The sequence below is a fragment of the Pseudomonas lurida genome (genome assembly GCF_013522705.1).
Taxonomy (GTDB): Bacteria; Pseudomonadota; Gammaproteobacteria; order Pseudomonadales; family Pseudomonadaceae; genus Aquipseudomonas; species Aquipseudomonas quebecensis.
The window spans coordinates 107,266-133,446 of sequence record NZ_JAAMRE010000005.1; the positions used below are offsets into that span (position 1 = coordinate 107,266).

Here is a 26,181-nt window from a genome sequence, read left to right on the forward strand (position 1 = left end):
CACTCACCGTGTGATTGTTCAGGGTAAAGGGGAGTTTATAAGTTGCCCGCGAATGCGCAGCAGATCCTGCTGCGCTTCGGTACGGTTAGCATCGGCCAGCGCTTTAGCTTCAGTAAAATGCTCCCAGGAAACGGCACTCGTCGAATCGCCCTCAAGAAGACTGTAGGCATATGCCTCCAGCCGATCCGCTTCGAAAAAGAAAGCAGCATTACGAGCGAGTTCATCATCGCCCTGCGAAACCACAGGCGGCGTCGTATCCTGATTCATGTTGTAACGGCCTCCGTCCAATCAACTTTGGTGGTTTCCCGCCATCTCACATCTGTCACGCCGAACCTTTCAGCCATAGGCTTGCTGAACACCTTGAGCGGTGCCTTCCCGGGTTTGGGAATAGGCGCCAAGTCCGCATCGCAACATGCCCAATGCCAGGCATCGGCGTTCCGCATTTTTGGCGAACGAATAACGAACGATTTCGGCTTCCCATGAAGCCGGTATTCAATGACGTACAGATCAGTGCGATTCATGAAACCCTCCTTTTGTTCATATGCAAAGGTGTAGTGGTCAACTAATCCCGGACACGACGTTAAGTTTTTCCTCGGCCCGCGCTGGTGCCAACCCATCGTTGAATTGATGAGGCCGAATCCAGTTGTACCGATGCATCAAAAAATGGCTGATATCGCGCTGTGCTTCCTGCGCAGTTCGATAGCCCACGGTCGGTATCCATTCTGTTTTCAAGCTGCGAAATACGCGCTCCATCGGTGCGATATCCCAGCAGTTTCCTCGTCGACTCATGCTTTGGCGCATGCGGTATCGCCATAACCGCTGGCGAAAGAGTCGGCTTGCATATTGCGATCCCTGGTCAGAGTGGAATAGCAGATCCGAAGGCCTGCCACGCTGCTCGTAAGCCATATCCAGCGCTCTGAACACCAGTTCAGCGTCTGGCTTTTCCGACAGCGCCCAGCCCACGATCCGACGCGTACAAAGATCCAGGACGACAGCTAGGTAATGCCACTTTCCTTGCGCCCAAATGTAGGTGATATCGCCGCACCAGACTTGATTGGGCGGCACGCCGAACTCGCGGTTCAATGTGTTCGGGATATCCAGTCTTTCTACTGTTGCTCGTTTGTAGGCATGGGAGCCGGGTTGTTTGCTGACTAAATCAAGCTCGCGCATCAAGCTACGCACTTTGAATCGACCGAGTTGCTCACCGTCTTCACGCATCAGTGACAGGATGCTGCGACTGCCCGCAGAGCTGCGACTTTGCGAGAACAGCTCACTGACGCGACTCCGCAATCGAAGCCGTTCAACATCCGGCGTGCGGCGCCGCAGGCGCTGGGCGTAGTAACACGAGCGAGTGACGTCAAACACCTTGCACAGCCAATCAACCGGCTCATGTGCCCTCAACTGGTCAATCAGCGCGAACGCTCGTGATCTTCCGACATCAAGAGCGCGGTAGCCTTTTTTAGTATTGATTTCTCTCGCTCAAGCCGAGCAATCCGGGCTTCCAGCTCCTGAATTTTTTGCTGTTCCGGAGTCAGTGCCTTGCTCTGCGGGGTGACGCCTTTATGTTCTTTCTGAATCTGGTCAACCCAGCGACGCAATGCCGACTCACCAATGCCGAGCGAACGGCTGGCTTCGATGTAGCTGTAGTTTTGTTTGAGCACAAGGTCGGCAGCCTCGCGCTTGAATTCAGGAGTAAAGGAGCGGCGTTGTTTGGTCATCTGACACCTCGATCTGGCGAGCATTCTCGCCTAAATGGGTGTCCGGTTTCATTAGACCACTACAAGTTTCTATAGTTCACTGTCTCGAACTTCCCCAAAAATGGGGGGCGGCGAACAAAACTTGGATGACAACATGGCTGAATTGGAAGCCTTTTTTCATGATGAAATTCGTGTTAAAGAGGGAGAAGCTCGCCTGAGACAAGCGATGGAGTATAGTCAAGAATTACTGAAGGAGATGGCATCAAAGATGGGGGCAAAGTGATTTGCTTCTGTTTTTGACAAGGGTGTTAACCTATTTTTTACGCTGTTATCCACAGTGATTAACGGAGAATCAATTTAGGTTACAGCCCTCAATGCAACTGCGGCCTTGAGCCACCTAGGGCCGCATTTTGATCACCCTGCTTCGGATCATGCTCGGATCGATGTGGCAAAGCTCGCTCGATGGTAAAACCTTCGATTTACATTCAGCCAATAACGATAAAGGCGCTCCGAGGAGCGCCTTTATTGTTGGTGAGGCTATTTACTGTACGCTGACTGGCCTCGAATTCGCTTGAACAGACTCACCGATCGCGATGCGCTTAGGCTTCGCCTCTTCCGGTACAACCCTAAGCAAATCGATACTCAGCAACCCGTTAGAAAGCTTTGCTCCCTGCACTTCGATATGGTCCATCAAGCGAAACGACAGACGGAAAGCACGCTGAGCAATACCTTGATGGAGATAGGTGACTTCAGCGTTATTTTCTCGCTTATCGCCGGCGACCATTAGAACGCCTTTTTCCACCTGGATTTCCAGATCTTCCTCCGCCAAACCGGCGACTGCGATGACAATTCGGTACTGGTCATCACCATGCTTTTCTACGTTATGGGGGGGATATGACGTACCGGCCTCACTACGAAGCGCCGACTCGAAAAGGTCGTTGAAACGATCAAAGCCAACCGAGTGACGGAACAGAGGTGCCAACGAAAGGGTAGTTGCCATGGCTAAATCTCCTGAGTTTTCTCCAAGTGATTTGAGTCGCGACCCGCTTTCGGCATCGCGCAAAACCCTAGGTAGGTTCCGGAGATAAAATTTCAAGACCCACTTAAAACAAATTTTTTGCCCGCGATTGTGTACCTGCCGGTCAACAGATTGCCCACAAAGACGGTGACTTGAGCAGTAACAAGTAAGATGATGGCATCATAGAATCAAAAACAATCCTAAGGAGAGGAAATGCCGTTTCAACACCCCGAGTATCCGCCCTACATTCCGGTCATCAAATGGCAAAAGGCTGAGCAAAAGGCATTGGCAGCCATCGATGAACAGCTCGTTGATCACGTCTGGCCATGCATTGAAGTCAGAGGCGTCACGCATCATCAGTTATTGATGTCCGAGGTGTATCACTATTGGAAAGGTACAGCGCTCGTCGACTATGCGGATCCGAGCGGCCGATTGGGTGGCCGTCGAATGGAGGTGTTTGAGTCATTTCTTTCGGTCGCCGGGGCCAAGAATTACCCCATCATTCCGGTGTTGGACTCTCGCGACGCTGTCGAAATCGGCGACAGGATGAAACAGCTCCTGATGACCTTTGACTCGGTCGTTGTCCGCCTGCGAATCGACGGCGTTTACCTCTCCACCGACCACTTCAAACAGGCCCAGGACGCATGCAGGATCCTGAGCGGACTGAACATTTCGCCACGGTTGATGATCGACATGGGTGAATGCCCTGCGCAATGGACCGCTCCTGATTTGAAGTCCTTTTCCGCAGTGCTGCGAGACATGAAAGGTTGCGGCTACAGCACGGTGCACCTGACGTCAGGAGCTTACCCAGCGAGCCTCACAGATGTGTCGGCAATGGCTACTTACGATCGGGACGACTGGCGGCTCTGGGGAGAGCTGAAGACGATCGCTTCAGATTTACAGGTGGGGTATTCCGACTACGGGATACTCTCGCCCAAATGGACGGAAGAAGTCCTCAAGAAAATCGCCAAAAAAGTCGCACTGCGGTATACCCGCGATGATAGCTGGCTCATCCTGAAAGCCGCCGGCAAGACCAAACAGGACTCGATCGACCTTTCGGTCATTTTGATCACGACCTACGCCAGTGACTTCAAGGGCGCGACTTATTCTCTGGGGGATCGATTGATGGCCACCCGGGCGGATTCAAAGGTACCCGATCGAGAGAAGAAAGGTGGAGCGTCCTCTCACCTAACCGAAGCATGGATCCATCACATTGCTTACGTCGTCAAAGACCAATACTAAAGAGATCTTGAGGCACTTCTTCTGACGAAGCCTCACCTCTTTTGAGCAGGTAACTACGCACCGTCTGGCGCAACTCGTCGAGTGTAAGCACTTGCGCAACCCGATCTTGCAGCATGTACAGACTTCTACCCCGCCAGCCTCTCACAGCGCCACGGCTCTCCAGAACGCTAAGGCATTCCTCTCGTTTGAGAAGAGTCGCGAGGACTTCAGGTTCCTGACCTTTGTTAGGTTTGGCACGTCGTACTTGCTTGAACCCAGCATGCTCATGCTCGGGAACCAATAGGATTCCCCACCATTGCGGCAGCATGGGCATCGCTTTCTTGAGGTGTCGCTCGGTAGTTACCAGGGTGACGTGATCAAATACTCTCGCGTATCGGGACCCTTGTCCCAGCAAACGCTTGAGCGAATCCCCCTCGCTCTTGATCTCGTAGCAATGCATGTCGTAAGCATCCACGACGTCGGCTCGGATCTCTCCGCCACTGAGCTGCAACTCCTCAAGGAGCATGCCCGACATACTGCCGCGTACACAGTCCAGGTGGTGCGCCAATGCTCGTTTGATTTCTGCCTCACGCATTATCGTTGCCTTGAAATGAAAAAATACTGCGGACAGCCGCAAAGTCTAACCCATCAGGGCGCAAACGCCTCGTGACACGTAGGGTTTGGATCTATGCAAATATGCTAACATTCTATCATGAATTGCATAAAACCACCCCAGCTGCTTCAGCATGAACTTCGCCAGTTCTTCGAGCGAGGTAAAATCACGTCCAGCAGCGCAATAGCAAGGATGACCGGCATCTCCCAGTCTCAGATCTATCGCAATCTTTACGGTCGACCAAAGCGAGTAACCAGCACCCTCAAAGCTTTATGCGATTATGCAAATATCTCCATCTTTGCTGAAAAGGCAGATCCGCGTAATTCTCCCATTTTAATGGACGCTCTTGGCCTGGTATGGGATGGCACAGACCAGCACGCAAAGCGGCTGGCTGAATTGCTATTTGCTCATCGCAAGGCGTGCCTGTAAAAATGATTGACGACGCAGCAGTACACAGGAGGGGTCCATGGATGAGGCTTCGACACCCGTAACAGTCAAATCGGCATTCAGTAGCCTCAAGGCCGCGGGATATCCACGCTCATACATTGAGAAGCTTCTCCCTGACTGGTGGGACAATAGTCTGTTCAAAACCAGCGCCGGCGTACTTCAATTCGCCCTGATTCTCAAACAACGACTGGGCCTCGAAACAACCTTTGGCCAAGAAGGCCAACTACTCATCCAGACCCATCCGCGTAGCGCCAGGTACAAGCGACGTGCGGACACCAAGGAGTCGGAGCTGAGTATTGCGGCAGGACTTGGCCTGGCAATTACCAAGTTGGCCCTGTTCTGTGCCAATACGCCGTATACGCCGCCGCCTTCCGATCCCAAGCTATTGCGAGAGAAGATTCTGGTGATGAGTGGCAACACTCATGTCGACTTCGAAGGGTTGTTGAAGCTTTGTTGGACTCACGGAATACCCGTGCTCTATTTGAAGGATCTGCCAAGGGCCAGCAAGCGCATGACCGGCATGGCCATTAGCATCGACGGCCGACCAGCCATTATCTTGGGCTTCAACAACACCCAGCATGCACGGCAGTTGTTCGTTCTTGCGCATGAGCTGGGCCATGTTCTGTGCAACCACCTCGGCGAAGGCGGCGTTTTGATCGACGAGGATCTCGCCGAGGTCACAGACACACTTGTCGAGACCAACAACCAGCGCAAGGATGCCGAGGAACGGGAGGCCGATACATTTGCATTGGCGCTCATCCGAAACGGTTACACAGCCCCATTGGCCTCAATGGGTCGTCTCAGCTCCGCCACGGCCATTGCGGCTAAAGCGGCTGTGCTTGGACGAGAGTTGGGGATCGATCCCGGCCATCTGATTCTCTCATATGCCAAGCAACACAATGATTGGGCCCGTGCAAACCAAGCACTCGAATACAGCCCACCCCAGCCGAGCGCAATTGAAGTGGTCGGTCGGTACTTTCGCAAGGGCGTATCGCTCGGGACGCTAAGCTCCGAGAATCAGGAATACCTTTTGTCGATCCAAGGATTTGGTGAGTAAAAAGCTTTGTATCTTCTAGATAGCGATGCCGCTCGCAAACTTTGCCAGTATCAACTCATTCATGAGCTAACACTTGCTCTGAATTGCGCCCTCACGGACTTTGCAGTGCTGCCCCAGCTGGCCTTTCAGCTGCGCCTGCATGATCACCAGGCTGCATTGAAAAAACTCGGTTCTATTGAATCGGTGGCCTTAGCAGCAGAACTGATCACCAATGCCAGCATCGTTGAAGTCCGGGTAGAACACTCGAATTACGTTCTGAACTTCGAGCGCCCAGACATCGAATCCGGCGAGGCAGTCTTGTTCGCCGCTCTGCTCCAAAATGCCCAGGACAGAATGATAAGTGGCGACAAGAGAGCCTTCGTTGCGCTTTCCAAGCTAGATGATCAAGAAGTCACCCATGGAATGTGGATTCGCTTACTCTGCCTCGAAGAAGCCGTCCTGCTGATTCTGCGAAGCGATAGCTTCGAACAGGTATGTGCAAAAGTTCGAGCCCGTTGCGATGTCGACAAAGCACTGAGTATTGCATTTGGCATTTCACAACCGGCCGCTCAAAACTCCGTGTTTGAGGCACTCTCGAGCTACCTTCGAGACCTACACCGAGATACCGGCGGTAATTGGCGGGATCTCGGCGAAAAAAAGGCCAGTCCCTAGAGGCGAGCTCAACATGATCTGAGTGGCAGTATCAGCCACCACTTTACGGCTAATAGCCTCATACAAGTATTAGACAGCCTCAAAGCGATTTCTAAATTCCGTCTTCAAGAACTCGTACAACTCTTCATCGCGCCTCCAGAGATAGTGCCGGCACACACTATTTTCTTCATGCGGCCCGGCAACAGGCTGAAATCCATTCTCGATTAGCCGTGAAGAAATTCGTTGTGGTGATTTAAGAAATTGGTGAGCAATTTCCCTATTGAACACATACTGTTGTTGAAAATCCTTCAGCGTGGACGGCGCGATTTTACGTTGATTGTTCTCAACCACATGTGGGAGCAAGCCATTATTTATTAACCCGTACACCACCTGGTCTTTGACGTTCAACACACTAGCAGCGTCCTGAGCACTAAGATTAGTTGTCGTTTGATGCGCCGTTAACCAGCGCTGTTTCCAACAGTAAAAATCATCACTCAGTAATTTATAGTCTGCAAATGACAGTCCGGTGTCGCATCGATACAATTCAACTTCACATTTTGTCAAAGCACCCACGAAATCCAAAAACTGATTCTCGTCTTTCAGATAATAAGTAAACAATTTTCGAAGCGACAGATATTCATCAGTACCATGCACCGCATCTGACGTAGAAAATTTCTGGATAAAACTTTCAGAATCTACAATCCAAGGGGTAGGATTACTGTTTTTTGAGTTATAGCCAACTAGGTACCCCCCAATAATAAGCGATCGGGCTCTCCGCTCACTTATCCCTAACCGTCGCGCCGCCTCCTTCAAACTTGCTGAGTTGTTTAATTTTTCAACAAAAGCCTTTGCTTCCTGGAGATCCACAACAGTGGAAATTTTGCCACAGTCATGCTGAATCGAATTAGATGAAACGAGCCCCTTTTCCACGAAAAGTTTCAGCTTCGAAGGAGGCAAACCGACGGAGTAGGCAACTGTTTTAATAGGCTTCCACCGATGAGACTGAATAGTTTCACGTGAAAACAGAGTTGATGTAGCGGTGAGCGGTCCTCGCCAGTTTGAAAGTAAATAGTTTTCGAAGTCGTCACGCAGAAAATCATAAACATTGTCTTTCAATTTACGAAAGGTAATATGGTAAATCTTTTCATAACACACTTTAGGATGCCACTTATCCGCATCTCCAATATTGTTACACCTATCCAAATATTCATAAAAAGCGCAAGGCCACCCGAAAGCGATCTGGCCTGCACTATGGCTAATTTTTGAAAGTTCCGATGCCAAAAATATGAAGCGGCAGTGCTTCCCATAAAGATTTAACGACACGAACCCGATATTTAGAAATAACTCATGTAAATTCCGAATAGGGAGATTGCACAGAATTGAATCATTCAGCGGCAGTTTAGAAAACGCGCGATTTTCCAGTAACTTTGAAAACCAAACATCTGAAGTTGAAGCTGGTGTAGTGGAATTATTTTTACGAATATCCTGATGACACAAACTACAGCGGAACGTCGTGAAAGCGCCAAAACATAGTCTCATCCCGCAGTGGTGACAGGTATCGATCAGCAGCACTGAATGTTCAACGCAAAAACAGTAAAGCTTAAGCCCCCATGCATATTTCCAATATCCATGCTCGCCTAAACATTTTGGACAATGTTTTGGGCAGTATATTGACATTGGATCAAAGCTCGCTCGGGAACTGCTTAATGATTTAACAGCGGTCACCCAAACCAACGGTGCGTTATTTTGCTTGTAAAAAGACCTCACCGCTTCATCGGTTAACTTTCTGCATTGTTTTATTAAGAACGTATGAGAATAGCCATTTGCAGTGGCCAGACGTCCTAGAAACCCGACAAGGCTCTCATCGTGAAAAGGGGTTACTTTAACTGGCAGACTTAACATATTTTCCTCGTCGGGCTCAGATGGAGAAAACTCCCCTTTGAATCACACAATTACTTCGTAAGGCTCGCCCACGCCGATTAGAGGCCGAAAATCGAACTCGGCATTGAACGGACTGCGGTTTCGAGGAGCTGATTGCCAGACTTCGTCCCTGAATGCTGCGTCCAAGGCCGCGAGGTTTACCCCTTCAAATTGGCCGCTTTTCACCAAGCGAACAGCTCTCTCGAGCACTTTGACCAGATAGTCCAATATTCCAAAAGAAGCGAAGTAGAGGCGCTGTATCATTTCCTCGGTCACCAGATTTACCGATTCGACGGACAGCATTTTTTGCATGGCTTTTATAACGCCAGCAAATTCTGGCCAAAATTCTTCGTCGGGCCTGAAGGGCACAAGTGTGTATGACGCAGAAAACCTCCTACGAAATTGGTCATTTGCACTTTTCAAGCCTTCCAGGCGAGTCATACCGATCAACACGACTGAAACCTTTGAGGTATTCAGCAGGCTTTTTATCCAATCACCCGCTTCATATGCGTCGCTGCGCTTGTAGTCGACCAAGTGCTGTGCCTCGTCCAAAATAACGAGCTCAACTCTTAAATTTTCCAGCAAAGTTACCACCCGCGAGAATTTTGCCTCAGCGGACTCGCTGTTCATGTTCGCATACGGATCTTTCAATGCTCTGAGCAATGCAGCACCGAGATTTTTCTTCGTGGGTGCAGATGGCATGTCCAGATACAGAATGGGTAAGCGCTCCATTTCAATTGCACGTTCAGTGTTAACTGCATTGACGTACTTTTTCACTAGAGCACTTTTCCCAACACCGCTGGGACCCATAATGAGAAAACCCTGATTGGTCCCAGTTCTACGATTCTCCGTGTGAATATCCACTAACCTTGAAAGCGCTGCTTTTGCAATTGAGGTATTGATGAAGATCTTTCGCAGCGAAGTATCATCAACCGCACCCGAAGCGTTCATCTTCCCCCCCTATCGAACCAAGACTGAGCATTAGACGTGTCCACGGATAGGTCAGGGATCTCAAAAGACTTTGCAGCCATTGTCATGGCGACATTTTCCAGCAACGTGGCAGGTTCGATGAGGGCCACAGGCGCACCGCCTCGATCACGCGTCAGCGCAGCTTTGCGACGCCGATCATTTACCCGTTTGGTCTCTTTCGCTCGCTGGATGTCCTGCTGTATTTCACGCGAAGCGCGGAGGATGGCATCAACATCCGGATTCAAGGCTCCTGATATGCGCAGTTGCTTTTTAGCTTCGTTGTATAAGTCTCGGCTTACACCTACCAGGCGCTTGTCCTTGCAAGGCACCTGGAAAAAATATCTGCGCTGGTCGTCATACACCCAGACGTGACCTAGATCGTCCCGGTAACGTGCGTCTACCGTAAAATCGTTAGGACGCTGTAACTTCAAATCGGCTAGCAAATCAGAATGGTAATACTGGCCGTCTACCTCGATGCCGTAGTGGTGAATCTTAGGCTTTTTGCGGCAGGCAAGGATGGCTTCCAGCGCATCTAGATCGACGGGCATCTGAATTACAGATTTACCTTCTGCCATGCGCCATACCTGATCAGGTGTCCTACCACGCAGACCCCGGTGCGGAGTCTGATGGTAGATATCCACAATCCATTTTGTGAGTAGCGCATTTAGGTCGTCGAATGTAAGGCACGCGTTTTCCAGGGAGTCGTATTCGCCCTTTTCGGCAATATTCGAAAATGTGGTGCCGGGAAGTTGATGAACGAAACCACGGGCAGTAGTACCAAAAAATCGTTCTACGGCACCCTTCATTTGCGGACCACGCGACCTCGGGTACAGAACCTCGATGCCCAGATCACAGAAAGCAAGCAACAACATTCCAGCGTGAAACTCCGCCGCATTGTCAGGAACCAACTGACGAGGTAAACCTCGTGCCGGCCAGCTGTTGACCACATGCGGGTAGCTCTCAAGCAACGAAGCCTTGGGGCATATCGCTTTCTCAATCACTCGCAGCACGCTTTCAGTATTGGGAGCGGCAAAGTGCAGGAGATGCGCCATCACCATGCGCGAGTATCGATCCAGAACTATGGTCAAATAAGGTCGGCCGATCACTAAACCGGTGTCCGGATCAATGAGCATGACATCAAGAAGTGTGTGATCGATTTCCCAGCGATGACAGATGCCATCGACTTGAAGCTGGCCAATGGCACGGCGGTGTTTCTGATTGGCGGTATGTTTTCCCAATCTTGCGGTGTCAACTAGGTATGGGTCTAATCCCTCTATAAATCGATAAACTGTCATCCGCGACGGGCAGGCTAAATGTTCAGCCTTTAACCTGCGCTGATTATATTCCTTGAGGCGACCTTGGAATTCAGAAAATACTTTTGTCACCGGGTTTCTTTGATCGGTTAAGTAATGCTCATTAATTACATTGAGCAGTATTTCCTCGAGATCGCCATGTATCAACTTGTGGCGGCCCTTTTGTTCATGCTGGGGAACTAGAGCCGTTACGGACCTCCACTTGTATCTACCCAGCCAGCGCTTGACTGTCGCGATCGACGGAGCCTTCGCACTCGTTTTAACATCCTCCCAAACAGAATTAATAACCTCCTTAAGTTCTTCTTTTCTAGGAAGTTTTCCCGGATAACCTAGCAAAGCCTCTACGTATGGTCGCCTTCTCAATGCTTCTTCCGCATGTTCGGGAAGAAAGGTGGATAGATCTCGGGGTGCATTTTTTTGTTGAGGGGTGTAACCAAGCTTGGGTTGATCAGGGATCACGCATATGGAACGTTGCGCATACCCCGTATAAAATTCTTTCTCCCTCATCAGAACGGGCTCGCCCAGCTCATCAGTGAAATGCAGTCGTCGATCAACGAGGTGCGAGCGGAATACGAGGTACCGTTCATTCATCGTTACAGCCAAGCCGGGATTAAGCGAAAAAATCTGCATGACGATGCCCTCCCTCAAGGTAGATGGGCGATTGGGAGCTGAGACTTTTTTCGAGATCCACGCCAATCAGTCCAAGCCCTAACAGTCTCCATGCTTGGGCATCACCCACCACTAAACACAGATCTGCGATGGTTTGGGGCTTCTCGGCCTTTATTCGGGACAGAAGATCTTGCCAAGGAGGTGTGCCCACAAATGTTCCGCGACGGTGGTAAAGAATCTCCAATACCGACTTGCTACGCGGCTCAGCCCAGATCACTTCATCGGTAACCACTTCGAAGCGGCGGCCACCGGCGGCGAAATGCGCTTTGGCTGCACTCAAGCGAGCGGCAGTGGCGTGATTTTTCCAGTGTTGAGCAGGTTTGATTTCGACCAGGATTCTTGAGCCGTCGAACAGCTCCACCTCAACATCAGGCACGTATTGCGCTGGCTGAATTCCTATTACGAAGGACTCACGGACGGGCTGGACTCTATAGCGGCGTACTGCCGGAGACAGCTCCAGCAGCCTAAAAAATCCACTTTCCAGGATGGATTCAAAGGGTACGGATTGCCCATTCTTAAGGGATGGAAAATACCCTCTGAAATGCCAGGATCTTCGGGTCACAACCTTTCGAACTGCCATGTCACTTTCCTCGAAGCGAACGGTTTTCGGAGCGTCACGTACTGGTGAGCTCTACGGGAACGTGTGAGGATTTCTAAAGGGAACACTTCCCCCTCGAGAGATCTCGCTACGGTCGAAATGCTGGGAGGGGATTGACAGAGCAACAAAAAAAGAAGAAATTGCGCGTGTTGTGTCTAAGCAATCACGAGCTGGTACTGTTTTTTCTTTTGTTGCTCTGTCTTCCCTCAGCAGAGGTATTTACATTTGGTTTACTCCTTTTGTAGTTGAAAAGCGAAAAAGTACTGGTGTAAGCAGGCTAAGATTTTGCTCGAACAAAATCGTTTAACTGCTTGAATAAAGCGAGCTTCCGGAAACGGGGCTCGCTTTATTTTTAACCGCCCGATTTTAATCCAGTCGTTTAAGCGGCGCAAACTTTCCGCGCCAAATTTACATTTAAAACCTTCCTCACTAGAACACACTAACTTACGCGATTTGATTAACAACTAAGATCAATAGTATTAGTTGTACGTGTAAGGATTTAAATAACAAGGTTATCAGTGTAGTTTCGCACCGATCTATTAGAAACCGTTCCTCACCAGAGAACTCCGGCTTCTCGCATGCCACAATCCAGTACTGGATTCAAAACTGATAAGCGTGACCGAATTGAGGAGACATCCGCGACAAGGATTGCTCCAGCGCACCAAAAAAAAGGCCAACCCGCGAGGGTTGGCCTTTTCCTAGAGCAGCGAAAGCAGCATATTGGGAAATACAGCAGCTTTTCTGGGATCCTACACCGGAATTAGAAGTCCAGGTTCGATACCGCCAAAGCGTTGCTTTCGATGAAGTCACGACGAGGTTCAACCGCATCACCCATCAGGGTGTTGAAGATCTGATCCGCGCCAATGGCGTCCTCGATGGTCACGCGCAGCATGCGACGCTGGCTTGGGTCCATGGTGGTTTCCCACAACTGGTCAGGGTTCATTTCGCCCAGACCTTTGTATCGTTGGATGGTGTGGCGCTTGGTGCTTTCTGCCATCAGCCAATCAAGGGCTTCCTTGAATTCCTTGACCTGCTTCTTGCGTTCGCCACGCTGAATGTAGGCGCCGTCGTCGAGCAGGGTGCTGAGTTGCGCACCCAACGTCACCACAGTCTTGTAATCATTGCTGCCGAAGAAGTCGCGGTTGAAGGTGACGTAGTTCGACAAGCCGTGGGAAATCAGCTCGACCTCTGGCAGCCACACGTTACGTTCACGGTCCTCACGCAGGCTGGCTTTGTAGACCAGCCCGGATTTCTCTACCGTGCGCAGACGCACTTCGTACTGGGCCAGCCAATCCTGCATCGCTGCGTGATCGCTCAGTTGCTCCAGGCTGACGGCCGGCAGATAGATGAAGTGCTCGGTCAGCTCCTGAGGGTACAGGCGCGACAGTCGCTTGAGGGTCTTCATCACCATGCGGAAATCGTTAACCAGACGCTCCAGCGCCTCGCCGGAGATCCCCGGGGCCTCGTCGTTCAAGTGCAGGCTTGCATCTTCCAGGGCCGACTGCGTCATGTACTCTTCCATGGCGTCGTCGTCTTTGATGTATTGCTCTTGCTTGCCCTTTTTGACTTTGTACAGCGGTGGCTGGGCGATATAGATGTAGCCGCGCTCGATCAGCTCCGGCAACTGACGGAAGAAGAAGGTCAGCAGCAGCGTACGAATATGCGAACCGTCGACGTCAGCATCGGTCATGATGATGATGTTGTGGTAGCGCAGTTTTTCGATGTTGTACTCGTCGCGACCGATACCGCAGCCCAGGGCCGTGATCAAGGTGCCGACTTCCTGAGAGGAAATCATCTTGTCGAAACGCGCCTTCTCAACGTTGAGGATCTTACCCTTCAACGGCAGGATGGCCTGGGTGCGACGGTTACGACCCTGCTTGGCGGAACCGCCAGCAGAGTCACCTTCCACCAGGTACAGTTCGGAGAGGGCAGGGTCCTTCTCCTGGCAGTCAGCCAACTTGCCCGGCAGGCCGGCGATATCCAGCGCGCCCTTGCGTCGGGTCATTTCACGGGCTTTACGCGCCGCTTCACGGGCACGCGCGGCGTCGATCATCTTGCCGACAACCAGCTTGGCCTCGTTCGGGTTCTCCAGCAGGAAGTCGGAGAAGTATTTGCCCATCTCCTGTTCAACTGCGGTCTTCACTTCGGAGGACACCAGTTTGTCTTTGGTCTGCGAGCTGAACTTAGGATCCGGCACCTTCACCGAAATGATCGCTGTCAGGCCTTCGCGCGCATCGTCACCGGTGGTGGCGACCTTATGCTTCTTCGCCAGACCTTCAGCTTCAATGTAGGTGTTGAGGTTACGCGTCAGTGCGGAACGGAAACCCACGAGGTGAGTACCGCCGTCGCGTTGTGGAATGTTGTTGGTGAAACACAGCAGGTTCTCGTTGAAGCTGTCGTTCCACTGCAGGGCAATTTCCACGCCGATGCCATCTTCACGCTGGATGTTGAAGTGGAACACCTGGTTGACCGCAGTCTTGTTGGTGTTCAGATATTCAACGAATGCACGCAAGCCGCCTTCATACTTGAACAGTTCTTCCTTGCCGCTGCGTTCGTCCTTGAGGACGATACCCACACCGGAGTTGAGGAATGACAGTTCACGAATTCGCTTGGCCAGAATGTCCCAGCTGAAGTGAATATTCTTGAAGGTTTCAGCCGAGGGCTTGAAATGGATCTGGGTGCCGGTGGTTTCACTGTCGCCAACAATCTTCATTGGCTCTTGTGGTACACCATGGACGTAAGTCTGCTCCCAGATTTTGCCGCTGCGGCGAACGGTCAGGATAAGCTCTTCAGACAGAGCGTTCACCACCGACACACCCACTCCGTGCAAACCACCGGAAACTTTATAGGAGTTGTCGTCAAACTTACCGCCGGCGTGAAGCACAGTCATGATGACCTCTGCCGCCGAAACGCCTTCTTCTTTATGCACATCTACCGGGATGCCGCGACCGTTGTCGCGCACGGTGATGGATTCGTCCGGGTGAATGATGATACTGATGTCGTCGCAGTGACCGGCCAAAGCTTCGTCGATGGAGTTGTCGACCACCTCGAACACCATGTGGTGCAGACCGCTACCGTCATCAGTGTCGCCAATGTACATACCGGGACGTTTGCGTACGGCATCCAAACCTTTCAGCACTTTAATGCTGGTCGAGTCGTACGTGTTTTCTTCGCTCATGCCTTCACTCCCGATGGTCGTGGGTCTGGGTGATACGGCCTTGTTCCACGTGGAACAAAGCGACTGGCGTTTCCGTCTGCCAGCCTTCCCTCAATAATTCGTGGTCTACACAGGTGATAAACACCTGGCAGCGTAAGTCTTCCAACAAGCGGCACAACGAGCGACGATGTTGCTCGTCCAGTTCGGATGGCAAATCATCCACAAGATAAATACATTGGCCTCGCCGAGCCTGGCTAACCAAATGGCCCTGTGCGATACGCAATGCGCACACCACCAATTTCTGCTGACCGCGAGACAAGATATCCGCAGCGTTGTGAGCGCCTAATCTAAGGCGCAAATCAGCACGTTGGGGTCCAGCCTGCGTATGGCCCATTTGCTGATCCCGCAGCAAGGAGGTCGCGAGCACTGCGCTCAGCTCACGCTCTTTGTCCCAACCACGGTAATAACTCAGCGTCAGCCCTTCGAGATCCAGCAACTCACTCAAAGTCTGCTCAAAAACTGGTTTTAATGCCTTGATGTAGGCGCGGCGGTATTCATCTATTTCGTCGCTGGCCAGGCACAGTTCACGGTCCCAGGCCGCTTGCGAAGCGGCGTCAAGTGTACCATGCCGCAGCCATGAGTTCCGCTGCCGCAGGGCCTTCTGCAGGCGCTGCCAGGTCGCCATAAACCGTGGTTCCACGTGGAACACTCCCCAATCGAGGAACTGCCTGCGGATCTTTGGCGCGCCTTCCAACAGCCGAAAACTGTCGGGGTTAATCAATTGCAGCGGCAGGATCTCAGCCAACTGCGCGGCACTCCGAGCATTTTGCCCGTCTATGCGAATTTGAAACTCCCCACCACGATCACGAGATATGCCCAGGCTGCTATGACCGCCTTCTGCGAGCTCAACCTGCCCAAACACTGTGCACGCCAGCTGTTCGTATTGGATAACCGGCAACAAGCGAGCGCTGCGAAACGAACGCGCAAGGCCCAACAAGTGAATGGCTTCCAGCACACTGGTTTTGCCACTGCCGTTGGCGCCGTGGAGAATATTGATGCGGGGGGAAGGGGAGAAGGTCACCGGGTGCAAATTGCGCACCGCGGTGACCGAGACGCGACTGAGGGACATCTAGCTTCTGCTGGGCATGGTTACAGGCGCATCGGCATGACAACGTAAGCCGAGTCGTCGTTGTCGGATTCCTGTACCAGCGCGCTGCTGTTGGAGTCCGAAAGGATCAAGCGAACTTGTTCGGTGGTCATTACGCCCAGGACATCGAGCAGGTAGCTGACGTTAAAACCGATTTCCAGCGAGCCACCGTTGTAGTCAACGCCCACTTCTTCTTCCGCTTCTTCCTGCTCCGGGTTATTGGCCTGGATTTTCAGCTGACCATTGGCCAGTTGCAGGCGGATACCACGGTACTTTTCGTTGGAGAGAATAGCCGTACGACTGAATGCTTCACGCAGTGCCTGACGATCGCCCACCACCAACTTGTCACCACCTTTGGGCAGCACGCGCTCGTAGTCCGGGAACTTGCCGTCAACCAGCTTGGAGGTAAAGGTGAATTCGCCGGTGGTGGCACGAATGTGGTGCTGGCCCAGCACGATGCTGACGTTGCCGTCCGGCTCGGTGAGCAAACGCGCCAGCTCGAGAATACCTTTGCGGGGCACGATAACCTGGTGACGATCAGGCTGGCCGATGTCGGCGCGCATCGAGCACATCGCCAGGCGATGACCGTCGGTTGCGACGGCGCGGATAACGCCTTCGGAGACTTCAAGCAGCATGCCGTTGAGGTAGTAACGCACGTCCTGCTGAGCCATGGCGAAGCTGGTACGCTCGATCAAACGGCGCAGCTTGCTTTGCTCCAGGCTGCAGGTCAGCGAGCCCGGGCCTTCTTCAACAGTCGGGAAATCATTGGCTGGCAGCGTGGACAGGGTAAAGCGGCTACGACCGGCCTTGACCACCAGCTTCTGCTCATCGACCTTGATGTCGATCAGCGCGTCGTTCGGCAGGCTTTTGCAGATGTCCATCAGCTTGCGCGCCGGAACGGTGATTTCACCGGGTTCAGCAGGTTCTTCTAGCTGCACACGGCCCACCAGCTCGACTTCAAGGTCAGTACCGGTCAGGGACAATTGCTGGCCTTCGACCACCAGCAATACGTTAGAGAGCACCGGCAAGGTCTGGCGGCGCTCGACGACGCCTGTGACCAGTTGCAGGGGTTTCAACAGGGCTTCGCGTTGAATGGTGAAATGCATGGTCTAGTCCCTTGCCTTAATAAGCTGCGCTGGTGTCATCACGTAGTCAGTGTACGCAGCAGGTTCTTGTAGTCCTCGCGAATATCCGCGTCGGATTCCTTAAGTTCATTGATCTTGCGGCATGCGTGCAAAACCGTGGTGTGGTCGCGACCGCCAAATACATCCCCGATTTCCGGCAGACTGTGGTTGGTCAATTCCTTGGAAAGGGCCATTGCCACCTGGCGCGGACGCGCCACAGAGCGCGAGCGGCGCTTGGACAACAGATCGGATATCTTGATCTTGTAGTACTCGGCCACCGTGCGCTGGATGTTATCCACACTCACCAGTTTGTCCTGCAGGGCCAACAGGTCCTTCAAGGATTCGCGAATCAACTCGATGGTAATGTCGCGCCCCATGAAGTGCGAGTGGGCGATCACCCGCTTGAGCGCGCCTTCGAGTTCACGCACGTTGGAGCGAATGCGTTGAGCGATAAAGAACGCAGCGTCGTGAGGAAGATCCACCTTGGCCTGGTCGGCCTTTTTCATCAGGATCGCCACGCGGGTTTCCAGCTCCGGCGGCTCCACCGCAACGGTGAGCCCCCAGCCGAAGCGCGACTTCAAGCGTTCTTCCAGACCTTCGATTTCCTTCGGGTAACGGTCACTGGTCAGAATGACCTGCTGGCCACCTTCGAGCAGGGCGTTGAAGGTATGGAAAAACTCCTCCTGCGAACGTTCTTTGCGTGCGAAAAATTGGATGTCATCGATCAGCAAGGCGTCAACGGAGCGATAGAAACGCTTGAACTCGTTGATCGCGTTGAGCTGCAAGGCCTTGACCATGTCGGCCACGAAGCGCTCCGAGTGCAGGTATACAACCTTGGCATTCGGGTTCTTCTTTAATAGATGATTGCCCACTGCATGCATCAAGTGGGTCTTACCCAAGCCAACGCCACCATAAAGGAAGAGTGGGTTGTAGCCATGCTTGGGGTTATCGGCGACCTGCCAGGCAGCGGCTCGCGCCAACTGGTTGGATTTACCCTCAACGAAATTTTCGAAGGTGAACGTTCGGTTCAGGTAGCTGGTGTGCTTGAGTGCGCCTTCGACCTGCACGGTACGCTGTTCGGCGCGAACCGGAGCCTGCTGGGAACTGGCGCCCGCCATCGGGTCGAAGCTATCACGCGAAGGCTCTTCTTGCTCTGGCGCATTTTTCTGCGCCGACGATCTGGAGGTTGCCGGCGCTGCTGCAGGAGCCGAGGTCACCGGGGCGGAGGCCGCCTGAGCCTGGGACGCGGCAGCGGCCAAAGGTGCATTGGGTGCCGCGCGAGGCGCAGAGCTGCGTTTGCTGCCTATTAATAAGGAGAGCGCGGGAGCGAGCCCGTTGCCGTGCTCGTCGAGCAATTCAAGAACGCGGCTCAAGTACTTCTCGTTGACCCAGTCCAGAACAAACCGGTTGGGCGCATAGACGCGCAACTCGTCGCCTTCGGCTTCGACCTGTAGCGGACGGATCCAGGTGTTGAATTGCTGGGCAGGCAGCTCATCGCGCAAAAGCTCTACGCACTGCTGCCAAAGTTCCACTGACACGGATATCCCCTAAGTTGAAAGCCGGTGAGGCAAAAACAGCCGCCATTGTAGCGGCCAGCCGCCCACTTATCCACATGTAGGTTGCCCACACACCGGCCAAAATCAATGCCTTAACCTTGAAAAAGCCGACCGGCGGTCTGTGCATAAGCTCTGTGGATAAGCGGCCCTGAGCTCGTTGCACAAGTGGGGTCGAAAGTCTGTGGGTAACCGCGCTGTGGATAACACCCGCTTTCACACACAGCTTATCCGACAGCGCAGCACAGGCAGAGCACCGTTTCTCCCCCGTGTTGTCATTCTCTGTACAGCACGTGAAATATGGGCTGCATCCAGTTATCCACAGATGATCGCCTACCTAGCTTTTATAAGCTTTACAGAAAAGCTTTAAATAACTTTCCTTCTTTATTTTTATATCTAGGTCGGTACTGATGGAGGCGCGGGCCAAGCAAAGCACGCTCGCGCTCCTGAAGATCTAATTGAAGGAAAAGCTGGTTGGAAATTGACCTAGAGGCTTGCTTTCTCTAGAATCGCCGGTCTCTTAAAACGGGGGCCATTCCGGCCCGTTGTGGACGAACCAGGTAACAACGCCATGAAACGTACTTTCCAACCCAGCACCATCAAACGCGCCCGTACCCACGGCTTCCGTGCCCGCATGGCCACCAAGAACGGTCGTGCCGTCCTGTCGCGTCGTCGCGCCAAAGGTCGTGCGCGTCTGGCAGTTTGATAATCCGGCACTGGTGGTGAGTCAGGACTTCAGTCGGGAAAAGCGTCTGCTAACCCCCCGGCACTTCAAGGCAGTCTTTGACTCCCCCACCGGCAAGGTTCCGGGGAAAAATCTCCTGCTCCTTGCGCGTAACAACGATCTGGATCACCCCCGTCTCGGGTTGGTGATCGGCAAAAAGAGCGTAAAGCTCTCCGTTGAGCGCAATCGCCTCAAGCGTCTGATGCGCGAATCGTTTCGCCTCCACCAGGACACTCTGGTTGGTTGGGATATTGTTATCGTCGCGCGCAAAGGCTTGGGGGATGTAGAAAACCCCGAATTGATTCAGCATTTCGGCAAGCTCTGGAAACGTCTGGCGCGTACCCACAAGCCAGCACCTCCAGGTAGCCCCGAAACTGTAGGGGTAGACAGCAACGATGCGTAAACTGGCACTCGTTCCGATCCAGTTTTATCGCTATGCCATTAGTCCTCTGATGGCAAACCACTGTCGTTTCTACCCCAGTTGTTCCTGCTACGCGTTAGAAGCCATAGAAAATCATGGTCTTCTGCGCGGTGGCTGGCTGACCTTTCGTCGTTTAGGTCGCTGTCATCCGTGGAATCCCGGTGGTTATGACCCGGTTCCACCTGTCCCTACCTCCCGTTCTTCTTCGATGGCCGAGTAATCATGGATATTAAACGCACGATCCTGATCGTCGCCCTGGCAATCGTGTCCTACGTCATGGTTCTTAAGTGGAACCAGGACTATGGCCAGGCTGCCCTGCCGACTCAGAATGTTGCCGTCAACACTGCACCTGCGGGTCTTCCCGACGCTGCAAGTGGCACAAATGCTGCCGCCAGTGATGACATTCCACGCGCAGCAGGCGAAGCCAAAGCGCCCGCCGAAGTTCCAGTTGCAGCAAGCACCGACCTCATCCAGATCAAAACGGATGTGCTGGACCTGGCGGTCGATCCGCAAGGTGGTGACGTTGCCAAGTTGACGCTGCCGCTTTACCCACGCCGTCAAGACCATCCGGAAATTCCATTCCAGCTGTTCGATAACGGTGGCGAGCGTGTTTATCAGGCCCAAAGCGGTCTGATCGGCGCAAATGGACCTGATGCCAGCCAGTCCGGCCGCCCAGTGTTCTCCTCGGAGAAGAAAAGTTATCAACTGGCTGATGGTCAGGACCAATTGGTCGTAGACCTCAAGTTCAGCAAGGACGGCGTCAATTACATCAAGCGGTTCACGCTCAAGCGTGGCCTGTACGATATCGTCGTTACCTACCTGATCGACAACCAAAGCGCCCAGCCTTGGAATGGCGCGATGTTTGCGCAACTCAAGCGCGACGCCAGCTCCGATCCTTCGTCAAGCACCGCGACGGGTACTGCGACTTACCTGGGCGCCGCCCTGTGGACAAGTTCGGAACCGTACAAAAAAGTGTCCATGAAAGACATGGACAAGGTGAACGAAGACAAGACCAAGCCAGCCATCACGTATAACGTGAACGGCGGCTGGGTTGCCTGGTTGCAGCACTATTTCGTTACCGCGTGGATTCCACAACCAGGCCAGAACAACGTGGTTCTGGCCCGCAAGGACACCAAGGGTAACTACATTATTGGCTACACCGGCCCGTCGTTGACCGTCGCGCCAGGTGCCAAGGCTGAAACCAGCGCTACGCTGTATGCCGGTCCGAAAAGCCAAGCGGTACTCAAAGAGTTGTCCCCAGGTCTGGAGCTGACTGTGGACTACGGCATTCTGTGGTTCATTGCCCAGCCGATTTTCTGGTTGCTGCAACATATCCACAGCATCGTCGGTAACTGGGGCTGGTCGATCATCTTCCTGACCATGCTGATCAAAGGGATCTTCTTCCCTCTGTCGGCCGCCAGCTACAAGTCGATGGCGCGCATGCGTGCGGTGGCGCCGAAGCTGGCTGCGCTGAAAGAGCAACATGGCGATGACCGGCAGAAAATGTCCCAGGCCATGATGGAGCTGTACAAGAAAGAGAAGATCAACCCGCTGGGTGGATGCTTGCCGATTCTGGTGCAGATGCCGGTGTTCCTGTCGCTGTACTGGGTACTCCTGGAAAGCGTGGAAATGCGTCAGGCACCGTTCATGCTGTGGATAACTGACCTGTCGATCAAAGACCCGTTCTTTATCCTGCCGATCATCATGGGCGCGACCATGTTTATCCAGCAGCGCCTGAACCCGACACCTCCGGATCCGATGCAGGCCAAGGTGATGAAAATGATGCCGATCATCTTCACCTTCTTCTTCCTGTGGTTCCCGGCTGGTCTGGTCCTGTACTGGGTGGTCAACAACGTGTTGTCGATTACTCAACAGTGGTACATCACACGTAAAATCGAAGCGGCTACCCAAAAAGCCGCGGCGTAATTACTCTGTGGATAACCACTCAAGACGCCCCCTAGTGGGGCGTTTTGCTTTCCGTCACTTTTGTTCTGGAACCTGTTGATGAGCGCTCCTCGTGAAACCATCGCTGCTGTCGCTACCGCTCAAGGTCGCGGCGGCGTCGGTATCGTTCGAATTTCCGGGCCGCTTGCCGGCGTGGCTGCCAGCGCCATCAGCGGGCGAGATCTTAAGCCGCGATATGCCCATTACGGTCCATTCCTGAACGCCGATAACGAAGTATTGGACGAAGGCCTGGCGCTGTATTTTCCAGGCCCGAATTCGTTTACCGGTGAGGATGTGCTTGAACTGCAAGGCCACGGCGGCCCGGTGGTGCTCGATATGCTGTTACAGCGTTGCCTGCAGTTGGGTTGCCGCCTTGCTCGACCGGGGGAATTCAGCGAGCGCGCGTTCTTGAATGACAAGCTCGACCTGGCCCAGGCCGAAGCCATTGCGGATTTGATCGAGGCCAGTTCCGCACAGGCGGCACGCAATGCGTTGCGTTCATTGCAGGGCGCTTTTTCCCAGCGTGTGCACAACCTCACAGAGCAACTTATCGGCTTGCGTATCTACGTCGAAGCGGCGATTGATTTCCCGGAAGAGGAAATCGATTTTCTTGCCGATGGGCACGTTTTGGCGATGCTGGACAAAGTTCGAGACGAGTTATCCACAGTCCTGCGTGAGGCGGGACAGGGCGCTTTGCTGCGTGATGGTATGACTGTGGTAATCGCAGGACGTCCCAATGCCGGCAAGTCCAGCCTATTGAACGCCCTCGCGGGGCGTGAAGCCGCCATCGTGACTGAAATCGCAGGGACCACGCGGGATATCCTGCGCGAACATATCCACATCGATGGCATGCCATTGCATGTGGTCGATACCGCTGGCTTGCGCGACACCGATGACCACGTTGAAAAAATTGGCGTTGAGCGAGCACTCAAGGCCATCGGTGAAGCGGACCGGGTGTTGTTGGTGGTGGATGCCACGGCGCCCGAGGCTGCCGATCCTTTCGCTTTATGGCCGGAGTTCCTCGAGCAAAGGCCAGATCCGGCCAATGTCACGTTGATCCGCAACAAGGCCGACCTCACAGGGGAGGCCGTAGCGTTGGAAACCAGTGAGGATGGCCATGTCACCATCAGTCTTAGCGCCAGGTCGGCGGGTGAGGGGCTGGAACTGCTGCGCGATCATCTCAAAGCTTGCATGGGCTACGAGCAGACCTCCGAAAGCAGCTTCAGCGCTCGCCGGCGGCACCTTGAGGCGTTGCGCCATGCCAGCGCGGCTCTTGAGCACGGGCGTGCGCAACTGACCCTGGCGGGGGCGGGAGAGCTGCTGGCCGAGGATCTGCGCCAGGCTCAGCAGCTGCTGGGAGAAATCACGGGCGCCTTCAGCTCGGATGATTTGCTGGGGCGGATTTTTTCAAGCTTCTGTATCGGTAAGTGAAATGTTATCCACAATTGCTCTACCAGTTGTAGGAGAGGGTACCAAGCAAGGTGCGACTTTCCCCCCAGTAGCAACGGCCCGCATCGTTGCAACCCGACACGTATTCTTTATCGAAGAGGTTCTTGGCGTTTAAATCCACGGACCAGTTCTTGTCGATCTGGTAACCGATGGCGGCATCCACCAACGTGACACTCCCTGCGTCCAGCTTGCCGTACAGCGTCGGTGCGGTGTAGGAAAAAGTACTGTCGAAATAGCGCACGCCACCGCCCAGGGATAAGCCTTTGAGACCTCCTTCAAGGAAGCGATATTTGCTCCAAACGGAAGCCTGGTTGCGCGGCACACCGGTCATCTGATGGCCTTCGACCAGTGATGCAGCCGAGTCTTTGGTAATACGCGCATCCGTGTAGGTATAAGCCGCCGTCAGATTCAGATTTGGCGTGAGGTTGCTGTTGACCTCCACCTCCACACCCTTTGCACGGCTTTCGCCCACCTGCCGATAACTATTGGTGGTGGCGTCGAGGTAGGTGTCGTCCTGTTTACGCAGGTCATACACCGACAGTGTCATTGCCGTGTCCCAGCCGATCGGTTCGTATTTAACGCCCACTTCGTATTGGCTGCTGGTGATCGGCTTCAATGGCGAGCCGGCATTCGAGATCTGCTGGACCGGTACAAACGCGGTGGAGTAGCTGACATACGGCGTCAAACCGTTGTCGAACTGGTACATCACCCCGCCCTGATAGGTGAATTTTCGATCTTCTGAGCGAGTATCGCTGGCGGTATTCACCTTGTCGCGAAATTCGCTGTCGACCCAGTCCTGACGACCGCCGAGTAAGAACAGCCAATGGTCGTATTTGCTCTGGACCTGTGCATAAACCCCTTTCATCTGTTGTTCAAGCAAGGTGTTTTGTACGGCGACGGGGGTCAGCGGATCGCGCAGGTACACAGGGTTGAACACATTGATGGTTCCCGCGAAACCCGCATCCCAGTCCTGATTGAACGAGGTGCGGTCATAGCTGGCGCCCAACAGCACGGTATTTTCCAAGTTGCCCATCTGGAATTTGCCTTCCAGCTGGTTATCCAGGGAGTACACCATCGACTTGTTGTAACGGTCGTAGGCCGTCATGTTCAACTGAGTGCCGAAGCCGCGATTATTCAGGGCGCTGGGCCAGGTTTCATGGCGGTCGATGCGCGATTGCATATAGCGTGAGTTCTGGCGGAACTGCCAGTCATCATTAAAGCTGTGGCTGAACTCGTAGCCGGTGCTCCAGCTTTCACGCTCGAAGGTATTCCAGTCCGGATTACCGAGCATTGTGTGCTTGGAGAGCTTGCCGTTGGGGTTTGTGAGCAAGGTGCCTGCAGCCGGCAGGCCGAGTTCCAGGTTGGTGTGGTCCTTCTGGTAATTGGCCAACAGGGTCAGGCTGTTGTAATCGTCGAAGTTAAGCGTCAAGGAAGGCGCGATATAGAGGCGGTCGTCCGGTACATGGTCGGTTTGCGTATCGGACTTGCGGCCCAGCATCACCAGTCTGCCGAGGACGTTGTCGTTATCGCTGAGCGGACCCGAGATATCCACACCCAGTTGGCGACGATTATTGGAACCATACCCCAGTTGCACCTCGCCCTGGGGCGTGGCCGTTGGATGTTTGCTCACCAGGTTTACCAGGCCACCAGGAGCGTTCTCGCCATACAGCAGGGAGGAGGGGCCACGGAAAACCTCGACCCGCTCCAAGCCATAGGGTTCGCTGGTGGTGTCGTACCGGTTGCCCTGCACACGCAGGCCATCTCGCAGCAGACCGTAGCCATAATCAGTGGCATTGAAACCGCGGATAAAGAACAGATCGCCTGCCAGACTGTCGCCGGCGGCAAAGGGGGGCGCGAAGATGCCGGGAACATATCCCAGCACTTGCGTCAGACTTTGCGCCTTTTGGTCCTTAATGCGTTGGCCGGTGACCACCGACACCGAGCGCGGGGTTTCCGACAACGGGGTACTGGTTTTGGTGCCGATCCGACTGTTTTGCGCCTTATAGCCTACATCTGCAGCGATATCCTGGTTGAAACCAGTTTGTTGATAAGTACTCACCGTCGTCGCCGCAAGGGTGAGTTGGCCCGCAGGAGCTGCCTGCAATACGTAGCTGCCGGGGGCTTGAACGGAAGCCGTCAACCCTGAGTTTTGCAGCAACAATGCGAATCCCTGATCGATCGAGTAATCGCCTTCAATACCAGGGGTGGTTAGCCGTGCGGTTTGCTCCGGGGAGAAAGATAGGATCACGTTCGCGCTGGCGGCAAACTGGCTCAAAGCCCTGTCCAGCGGACCGGCCGCAATGGAGAAATGCCGCACCGCACTGGCGGCCAAGGCGCCGGTGGCAAATACGGTGCCGGCTGTGGCGGCGGTAGCAATCAGCAGACCGTAGGTCAAGCCGTGGCAGGAAAGTCGCTGGCGTAGCTGGGTGGAAAGGCGCATTGGTGGATAGACCCTGAAGGTATCGTCGTAATTACCTGTAGGGCCGTTCCAGCTAGGAAAAAGATAACCC

At 53.5% G+C, this 26,181-nt stretch carries 24 protein-coding genes; 10 read left to right on the plus strand and 14 right to left on the minus strand.

The genetic code is table 11. The features are described 5' to 3' along the window. Positions 1–18 precede the first annotated feature (18 nt). From G7025_RS06435 to G7025_RS06445, 3 genes are all read right to left on the minus strand, one after another. Positions 19–267, minus strand: coding sequence for a hypothetical protein (locus G7025_RS06435; protein ID WP_181077523.1), 249 nt, complete (start codon positions 265–267; stop codon positions 19–21). Continuing rightward, the gene (locus G7025_RS06440) at positions 264–521 is read right to left on the minus strand and encodes a DUF6555 family protein (protein WP_181077524.1); all 258 of its coding nucleotides are present in this window, start codon (positions 519–521) and stop codon (positions 264–266) included. Before G7025_RS06440 ends, G7025_RS06435 begins: the two co-directional genes overlap by 4 nt. A 37-nt stretch (positions 522–558) precedes the next feature. Continuing rightward, a protein-coding gene (locus G7025_RS06445) for an IS3 family transposase (protein ID WP_181077526.1) occupies positions 559–1,718 on the minus strand; the annotation gives its coding sequence in 2 pieces (ribosomal slippage) (positions 559–1,463 and positions 1,463–1,718; 1,161 coding nt in all). Between the two features lie 133 nt (positions 1,719–1,851). On the opposite strand from G7025_RS06445, the gene G7025_RS26710 reads away from it, so the two are divergent. After that, positions 1,852–1,980 carry a hypothetical protein gene (locus G7025_RS26710; RefSeq protein ID WP_258197643.1) on the plus strand — a complete coding sequence of 43 codons (129 nt, stop codon included), beginning with the start codon at positions 1,852–1,854 and terminating at the stop codon, positions 1,978–1,980. A gap of 258 nt (positions 1,981–2,238) precedes the next feature. On the opposite strand, the gene G7025_RS06450 is transcribed toward G7025_RS26710, so the two are convergent. Further along, complete coding sequence (locus G7025_RS06450; protein WP_181077527.1) at positions 2,239–2,697, minus strand: Hsp20 family protein; 459 nt, start codon at positions 2,695–2,697, stop codon at positions 2,239–2,241. A 231-nt stretch (positions 2,698–2,928) separates the two neighbouring features. Here G7025_RS06450 and G7025_RS06455 point away from each other — a divergent pair, with 231 nt between their 5' ends. Beyond that, entirely contained in the window at positions 2,929–3,957 is a 1,029-nt protein-coding gene (locus G7025_RS06455; RefSeq protein WP_181077529.1) for a beta family protein, read from the plus strand. Here G7025_RS06455 and G7025_RS06460 read toward each other — a convergent pair. Then, complete coding sequence (locus tag G7025_RS06460) at positions 3,941–4,531, minus strand: sce7726 family protein (RefSeq protein ID WP_181077530.1); 591 nt, start codon at positions 4,529–4,531, stop codon at positions 3,941–3,943. The two genes, G7025_RS06455 and G7025_RS06460, sit on opposite strands and share 17 nt — an antisense overlap. Before the next feature lie 117 nt (positions 4,532–4,648). Here G7025_RS06460 and G7025_RS06465 point away from each other — a divergent pair, with 117 nt between their 5' ends. From G7025_RS06465 to G7025_RS06475, 3 genes are all read left to right on the plus strand, one after another. Continuing rightward, the gene (locus tag G7025_RS06465; RefSeq protein ID WP_181077532.1) at positions 4,649–4,978 is read left to right on the plus strand and encodes a helix-turn-helix domain-containing protein; all 330 of its coding nucleotides are present in this window, start codon (positions 4,649–4,651) and stop codon (positions 4,976–4,978) included. A 37-nt stretch (positions 4,979–5,015) separates the two neighbouring features. After that, positions 5,016–6,053 carry an ImmA/IrrE family metallo-endopeptidase gene (locus tag G7025_RS06470; RefSeq protein ID WP_181077533.1) on the plus strand — a complete coding sequence of 346 codons (1,038 nt, stop codon included), beginning with the start codon at positions 5,016–5,018 and terminating at the stop codon, positions 6,051–6,053. Positions 6,054–6,158: 105 nt separating this feature from the next. Continuing rightward, positions 6,159–6,704, plus strand: a complete 546-nt coding sequence (locus G7025_RS06475; RefSeq protein WP_181077535.1) for a hypothetical protein — start codon at positions 6,159–6,161, stop codon at positions 6,702–6,704. A 69-nt stretch (positions 6,705–6,773) separates the two neighbouring features. Here G7025_RS06475 and G7025_RS06480 read toward each other — a convergent pair whose 3' ends face one another. The 8 genes from G7025_RS06480 to dnaA all read right to left on the minus strand — a co-directional run bounded on the left by G7025_RS06480 (position 6,774) and on the right by dnaA (position 19,118). After that, positions 6,774–8,585 (minus strand): TniQ family protein, encoded by a 1,812-nt coding sequence (locus G7025_RS06480; RefSeq protein WP_181077536.1) that lies wholly within the window; start codon positions 8,583–8,585, stop codon positions 6,774–6,776. Between the two features lie 42 nt (positions 8,586–8,627). Then, on the minus strand, positions 8,628–9,554 hold the full coding sequence (locus G7025_RS06485) for a TniB family NTP-binding protein (RefSeq protein WP_181077538.1): 927 nt from the start codon (positions 9,552–9,554) through the stop codon (positions 8,628–8,630). Next, positions 9,551–11,515 (minus strand): Mu transposase C-terminal domain-containing protein, encoded by a 1,965-nt coding sequence (locus G7025_RS06490; RefSeq protein ID WP_181077540.1) that lies wholly within the window; start codon positions 11,513–11,515, stop codon positions 9,551–9,553. The genes G7025_RS06485 and G7025_RS06490 overlap by 4 nt, the downstream gene beginning before the upstream one ends. Next, entirely contained in the window at positions 11,496–12,134 is a 639-nt protein-coding gene (locus G7025_RS06495) for a TnsA endonuclease N-terminal domain-containing protein (RefSeq protein ID WP_181077541.1), read from the minus strand. The genes G7025_RS06490 and G7025_RS06495 overlap by 20 nt, the downstream gene beginning before the upstream one ends. A gap of 778 nt (positions 12,135–12,912) precedes the next feature. Continuing rightward, positions 12,913–15,330, minus strand: a complete 2,418-nt coding sequence (gene gyrB / locus G7025_RS06500) for a DNA topoisomerase (ATP-hydrolyzing) subunit B (RefSeq protein ID WP_181077543.1) — start codon at positions 15,328–15,330, stop codon at positions 12,913–12,915. Positions 15,331–15,334: 4 nt separating this feature from the next. Next, on the minus strand, positions 15,335–16,438 hold the full coding sequence (recF, locus tag G7025_RS06505) for a DNA replication/repair protein RecF (protein WP_181077544.1): 1,104 nt from the start codon (positions 16,436–16,438) through the stop codon (positions 15,335–15,337). Positions 16,439–16,458: 20 nt separating this feature from the next. After that, the gene (dnaN, locus tag G7025_RS06510) at positions 16,459–17,562 is read right to left on the minus strand and encodes a DNA polymerase III subunit beta (protein ID WP_181077546.1); all 1,104 of its coding nucleotides are present in this window, start codon (positions 17,560–17,562) and stop codon (positions 16,459–16,461) included. Between the two features lie 38 nt (positions 17,563–17,600). Then, the gene (gene dnaA, locus G7025_RS06515; protein ID WP_181077548.1) at positions 17,601–19,118 is read right to left on the minus strand and encodes a chromosomal replication initiator protein DnaA; all 1,518 of its coding nucleotides are present in this window, start codon (positions 19,116–19,118) and stop codon (positions 17,601–17,603) included. A gap of 586 nt (positions 19,119–19,704) precedes the next feature. Between dnaA and rpmH the strand changes: the two genes are divergently transcribed. The 5 genes from rpmH (at position 19,705) to mnmE (ending at position 23,653) form a co-directional block, all read left to right on the plus strand. Next, positions 19,705–19,839, plus strand: a complete 135-nt coding sequence (gene rpmH, locus G7025_RS06520) for a 50S ribosomal protein L34 (protein ID WP_003213577.1) — start codon at positions 19,705–19,707, stop codon at positions 19,837–19,839. Positions 19,840–19,855: 16 nt separating this feature from the next. Further along, positions 19,856–20,260: a ribonuclease P protein component gene (gene rnpA, locus G7025_RS06525; RefSeq protein ID WP_253511954.1), complete on the plus strand. Its 405-nt coding sequence runs from the start codon at positions 19,856–19,858 to the stop codon at positions 20,258–20,260. Continuing rightward, positions 20,253–20,498: a membrane protein insertion efficiency factor YidD gene (yidD, locus tag G7025_RS06530; protein ID WP_080758814.1), complete on the plus strand. Its 246-nt coding sequence runs from the start codon at positions 20,253–20,255 to the stop codon at positions 20,496–20,498. Before rnpA ends, yidD begins: the two co-directional genes overlap by 8 nt. 2 nt (positions 20,499–20,500) lie before the next feature. Further along, positions 20,501–22,204, plus strand: coding sequence for a membrane protein insertase YidC (yidC, locus tag G7025_RS06535; RefSeq protein ID WP_181077551.1), 1,704 nt, complete (start codon positions 20,501–20,503; stop codon positions 22,202–22,204). A gap of 78 nt (positions 22,205–22,282) precedes the next feature. Beyond that, complete coding sequence (gene mnmE / locus G7025_RS06540) at positions 22,283–23,653, plus strand: tRNA uridine-5-carboxymethylaminomethyl(34) synthesis GTPase MnmE (protein WP_181077553.1); 1,371 nt, start codon at positions 22,283–22,285, stop codon at positions 23,651–23,653. Between the two features lie 19 nt (positions 23,654–23,672). On the opposite strand, the gene G7025_RS06545 is transcribed toward mnmE, so the two are convergent. Continuing rightward, complete coding sequence (locus G7025_RS06545) at positions 23,673–26,111, minus strand: TonB-dependent siderophore receptor (RefSeq protein ID WP_181077554.1); 2,439 nt, start codon at positions 26,109–26,111, stop codon at positions 23,673–23,675. Positions 26,112–26,181 lie beyond the last annotated feature (70 nt).

Excerpts from the sequence above, each read along its gene's own strand:
- gyrB (WP_181077543.1), bottom strand. The coding sequence starts at position 15,330 with ATGAGCGAAGAAAACACGTACGACTCGACCAGCATTAAAGTGCTGAAA.
- G7025_RS26710 (WP_258197643.1), top strand. The coding sequence starts at position 1,852 with ATGGCTGAATTGGAAGCCTTTTTTCATGATGAAATTCGTGTTAAAGAG.
- dnaN (WP_181077546.1), bottom strand. The coding sequence starts at position 17,562 with ATGCATTTCACCATTCAACGCGAAGCCCTGTTGAAACCCCTGCAACTG.
- G7025_RS06460 (WP_181077530.1), bottom strand. The coding sequence starts at position 4,531 with ATGCGTGAGGCAGAAATCAAACGAGCATTGGCGCACCACCTGGACTGT.
- mnmE (WP_181077553.1), top strand. The coding sequence starts at position 22,283 with ATGAGCGCTCCTCGTGAAACCATCGCTGCTGTCGCTACCGCTCAAGGT.
- G7025_RS06440 (WP_181077524.1), bottom strand. The coding sequence starts at position 521 with ATGAATCGCACTGATCTGTACGTCATTGAATACCGGCTTCATGGGAAG.
- G7025_RS06455 (WP_181077529.1), top strand. The coding sequence starts at position 2,929 with ATGCCGTTTCAACACCCCGAGTATCCGCCCTACATTCCGGTCATCAAA.
- G7025_RS06485 (WP_181077538.1), bottom strand. The coding sequence starts at position 9,554 with ATGAACGCTTCGGGTGCGGTTGATGATACTTCGCTGCGAAAGATCTTC.
- G7025_RS06435 (WP_181077523.1), bottom strand. The coding sequence starts at position 267 with ATGAATCAGGATACGACGCCGCCTGTGGTTTCGCAGGGCGATGATGAA.
- rpmH (WP_003213577.1), top strand. The coding sequence starts at position 19,705 with ATGAAACGTACTTTCCAACCCAGCACCATCAAACGCGCCCGTACCCAC.
- recF (WP_181077544.1), bottom strand. The coding sequence starts at position 16,438 with ATGTCCCTCAGTCGCGTCTCGGTCACCGCGGTGCGCAATTTGCACCCG.
- G7025_RS06490 (WP_181077540.1), bottom strand. The coding sequence starts at position 11,515 with ATGCAGATTTTTTCGCTTAATCCCGGCTTGGCTGTAACGATGAATGAA.
- G7025_RS06545 (WP_181077554.1), bottom strand. The coding sequence starts at position 26,111 with ATGCGCCTTTCCACCCAGCTACGCCAGCGACTTTCCTGCCACGGCTTG.
- yidD (WP_080758814.1), top strand. The coding sequence starts at position 20,253 with ATGCGTAAACTGGCACTCGTTCCGATCCAGTTTTATCGCTATGCCATT.
- G7025_RS06465 (WP_181077532.1), top strand. The coding sequence starts at position 4,649 with ATGAATTGCATAAAACCACCCCAGCTGCTTCAGCATGAACTTCGCCAG.
- G7025_RS06495 (WP_181077541.1), bottom strand. The coding sequence starts at position 12,134 with ATGGCAGTTCGAAAGGTTGTGACCCGAAGATCCTGGCATTTCAGAGGG.
- yidC (WP_181077551.1), top strand. The coding sequence starts at position 20,501 with ATGGATATTAAACGCACGATCCTGATCGTCGCCCTGGCAATCGTGTCC.
- G7025_RS06450 (WP_181077527.1), bottom strand. The coding sequence starts at position 2,697 with ATGGCAACTACCCTTTCGTTGGCACCTCTGTTCCGTCACTCGGTTGGC.
- G7025_RS06470 (WP_181077533.1), top strand. The coding sequence starts at position 5,016 with ATGGATGAGGCTTCGACACCCGTAACAGTCAAATCGGCATTCAGTAGC.
- G7025_RS06480 (WP_181077536.1), bottom strand. The coding sequence starts at position 8,585 with ATGTTAAGTCTGCCAGTTAAAGTAACCCCTTTTCACGATGAGAGCCTT.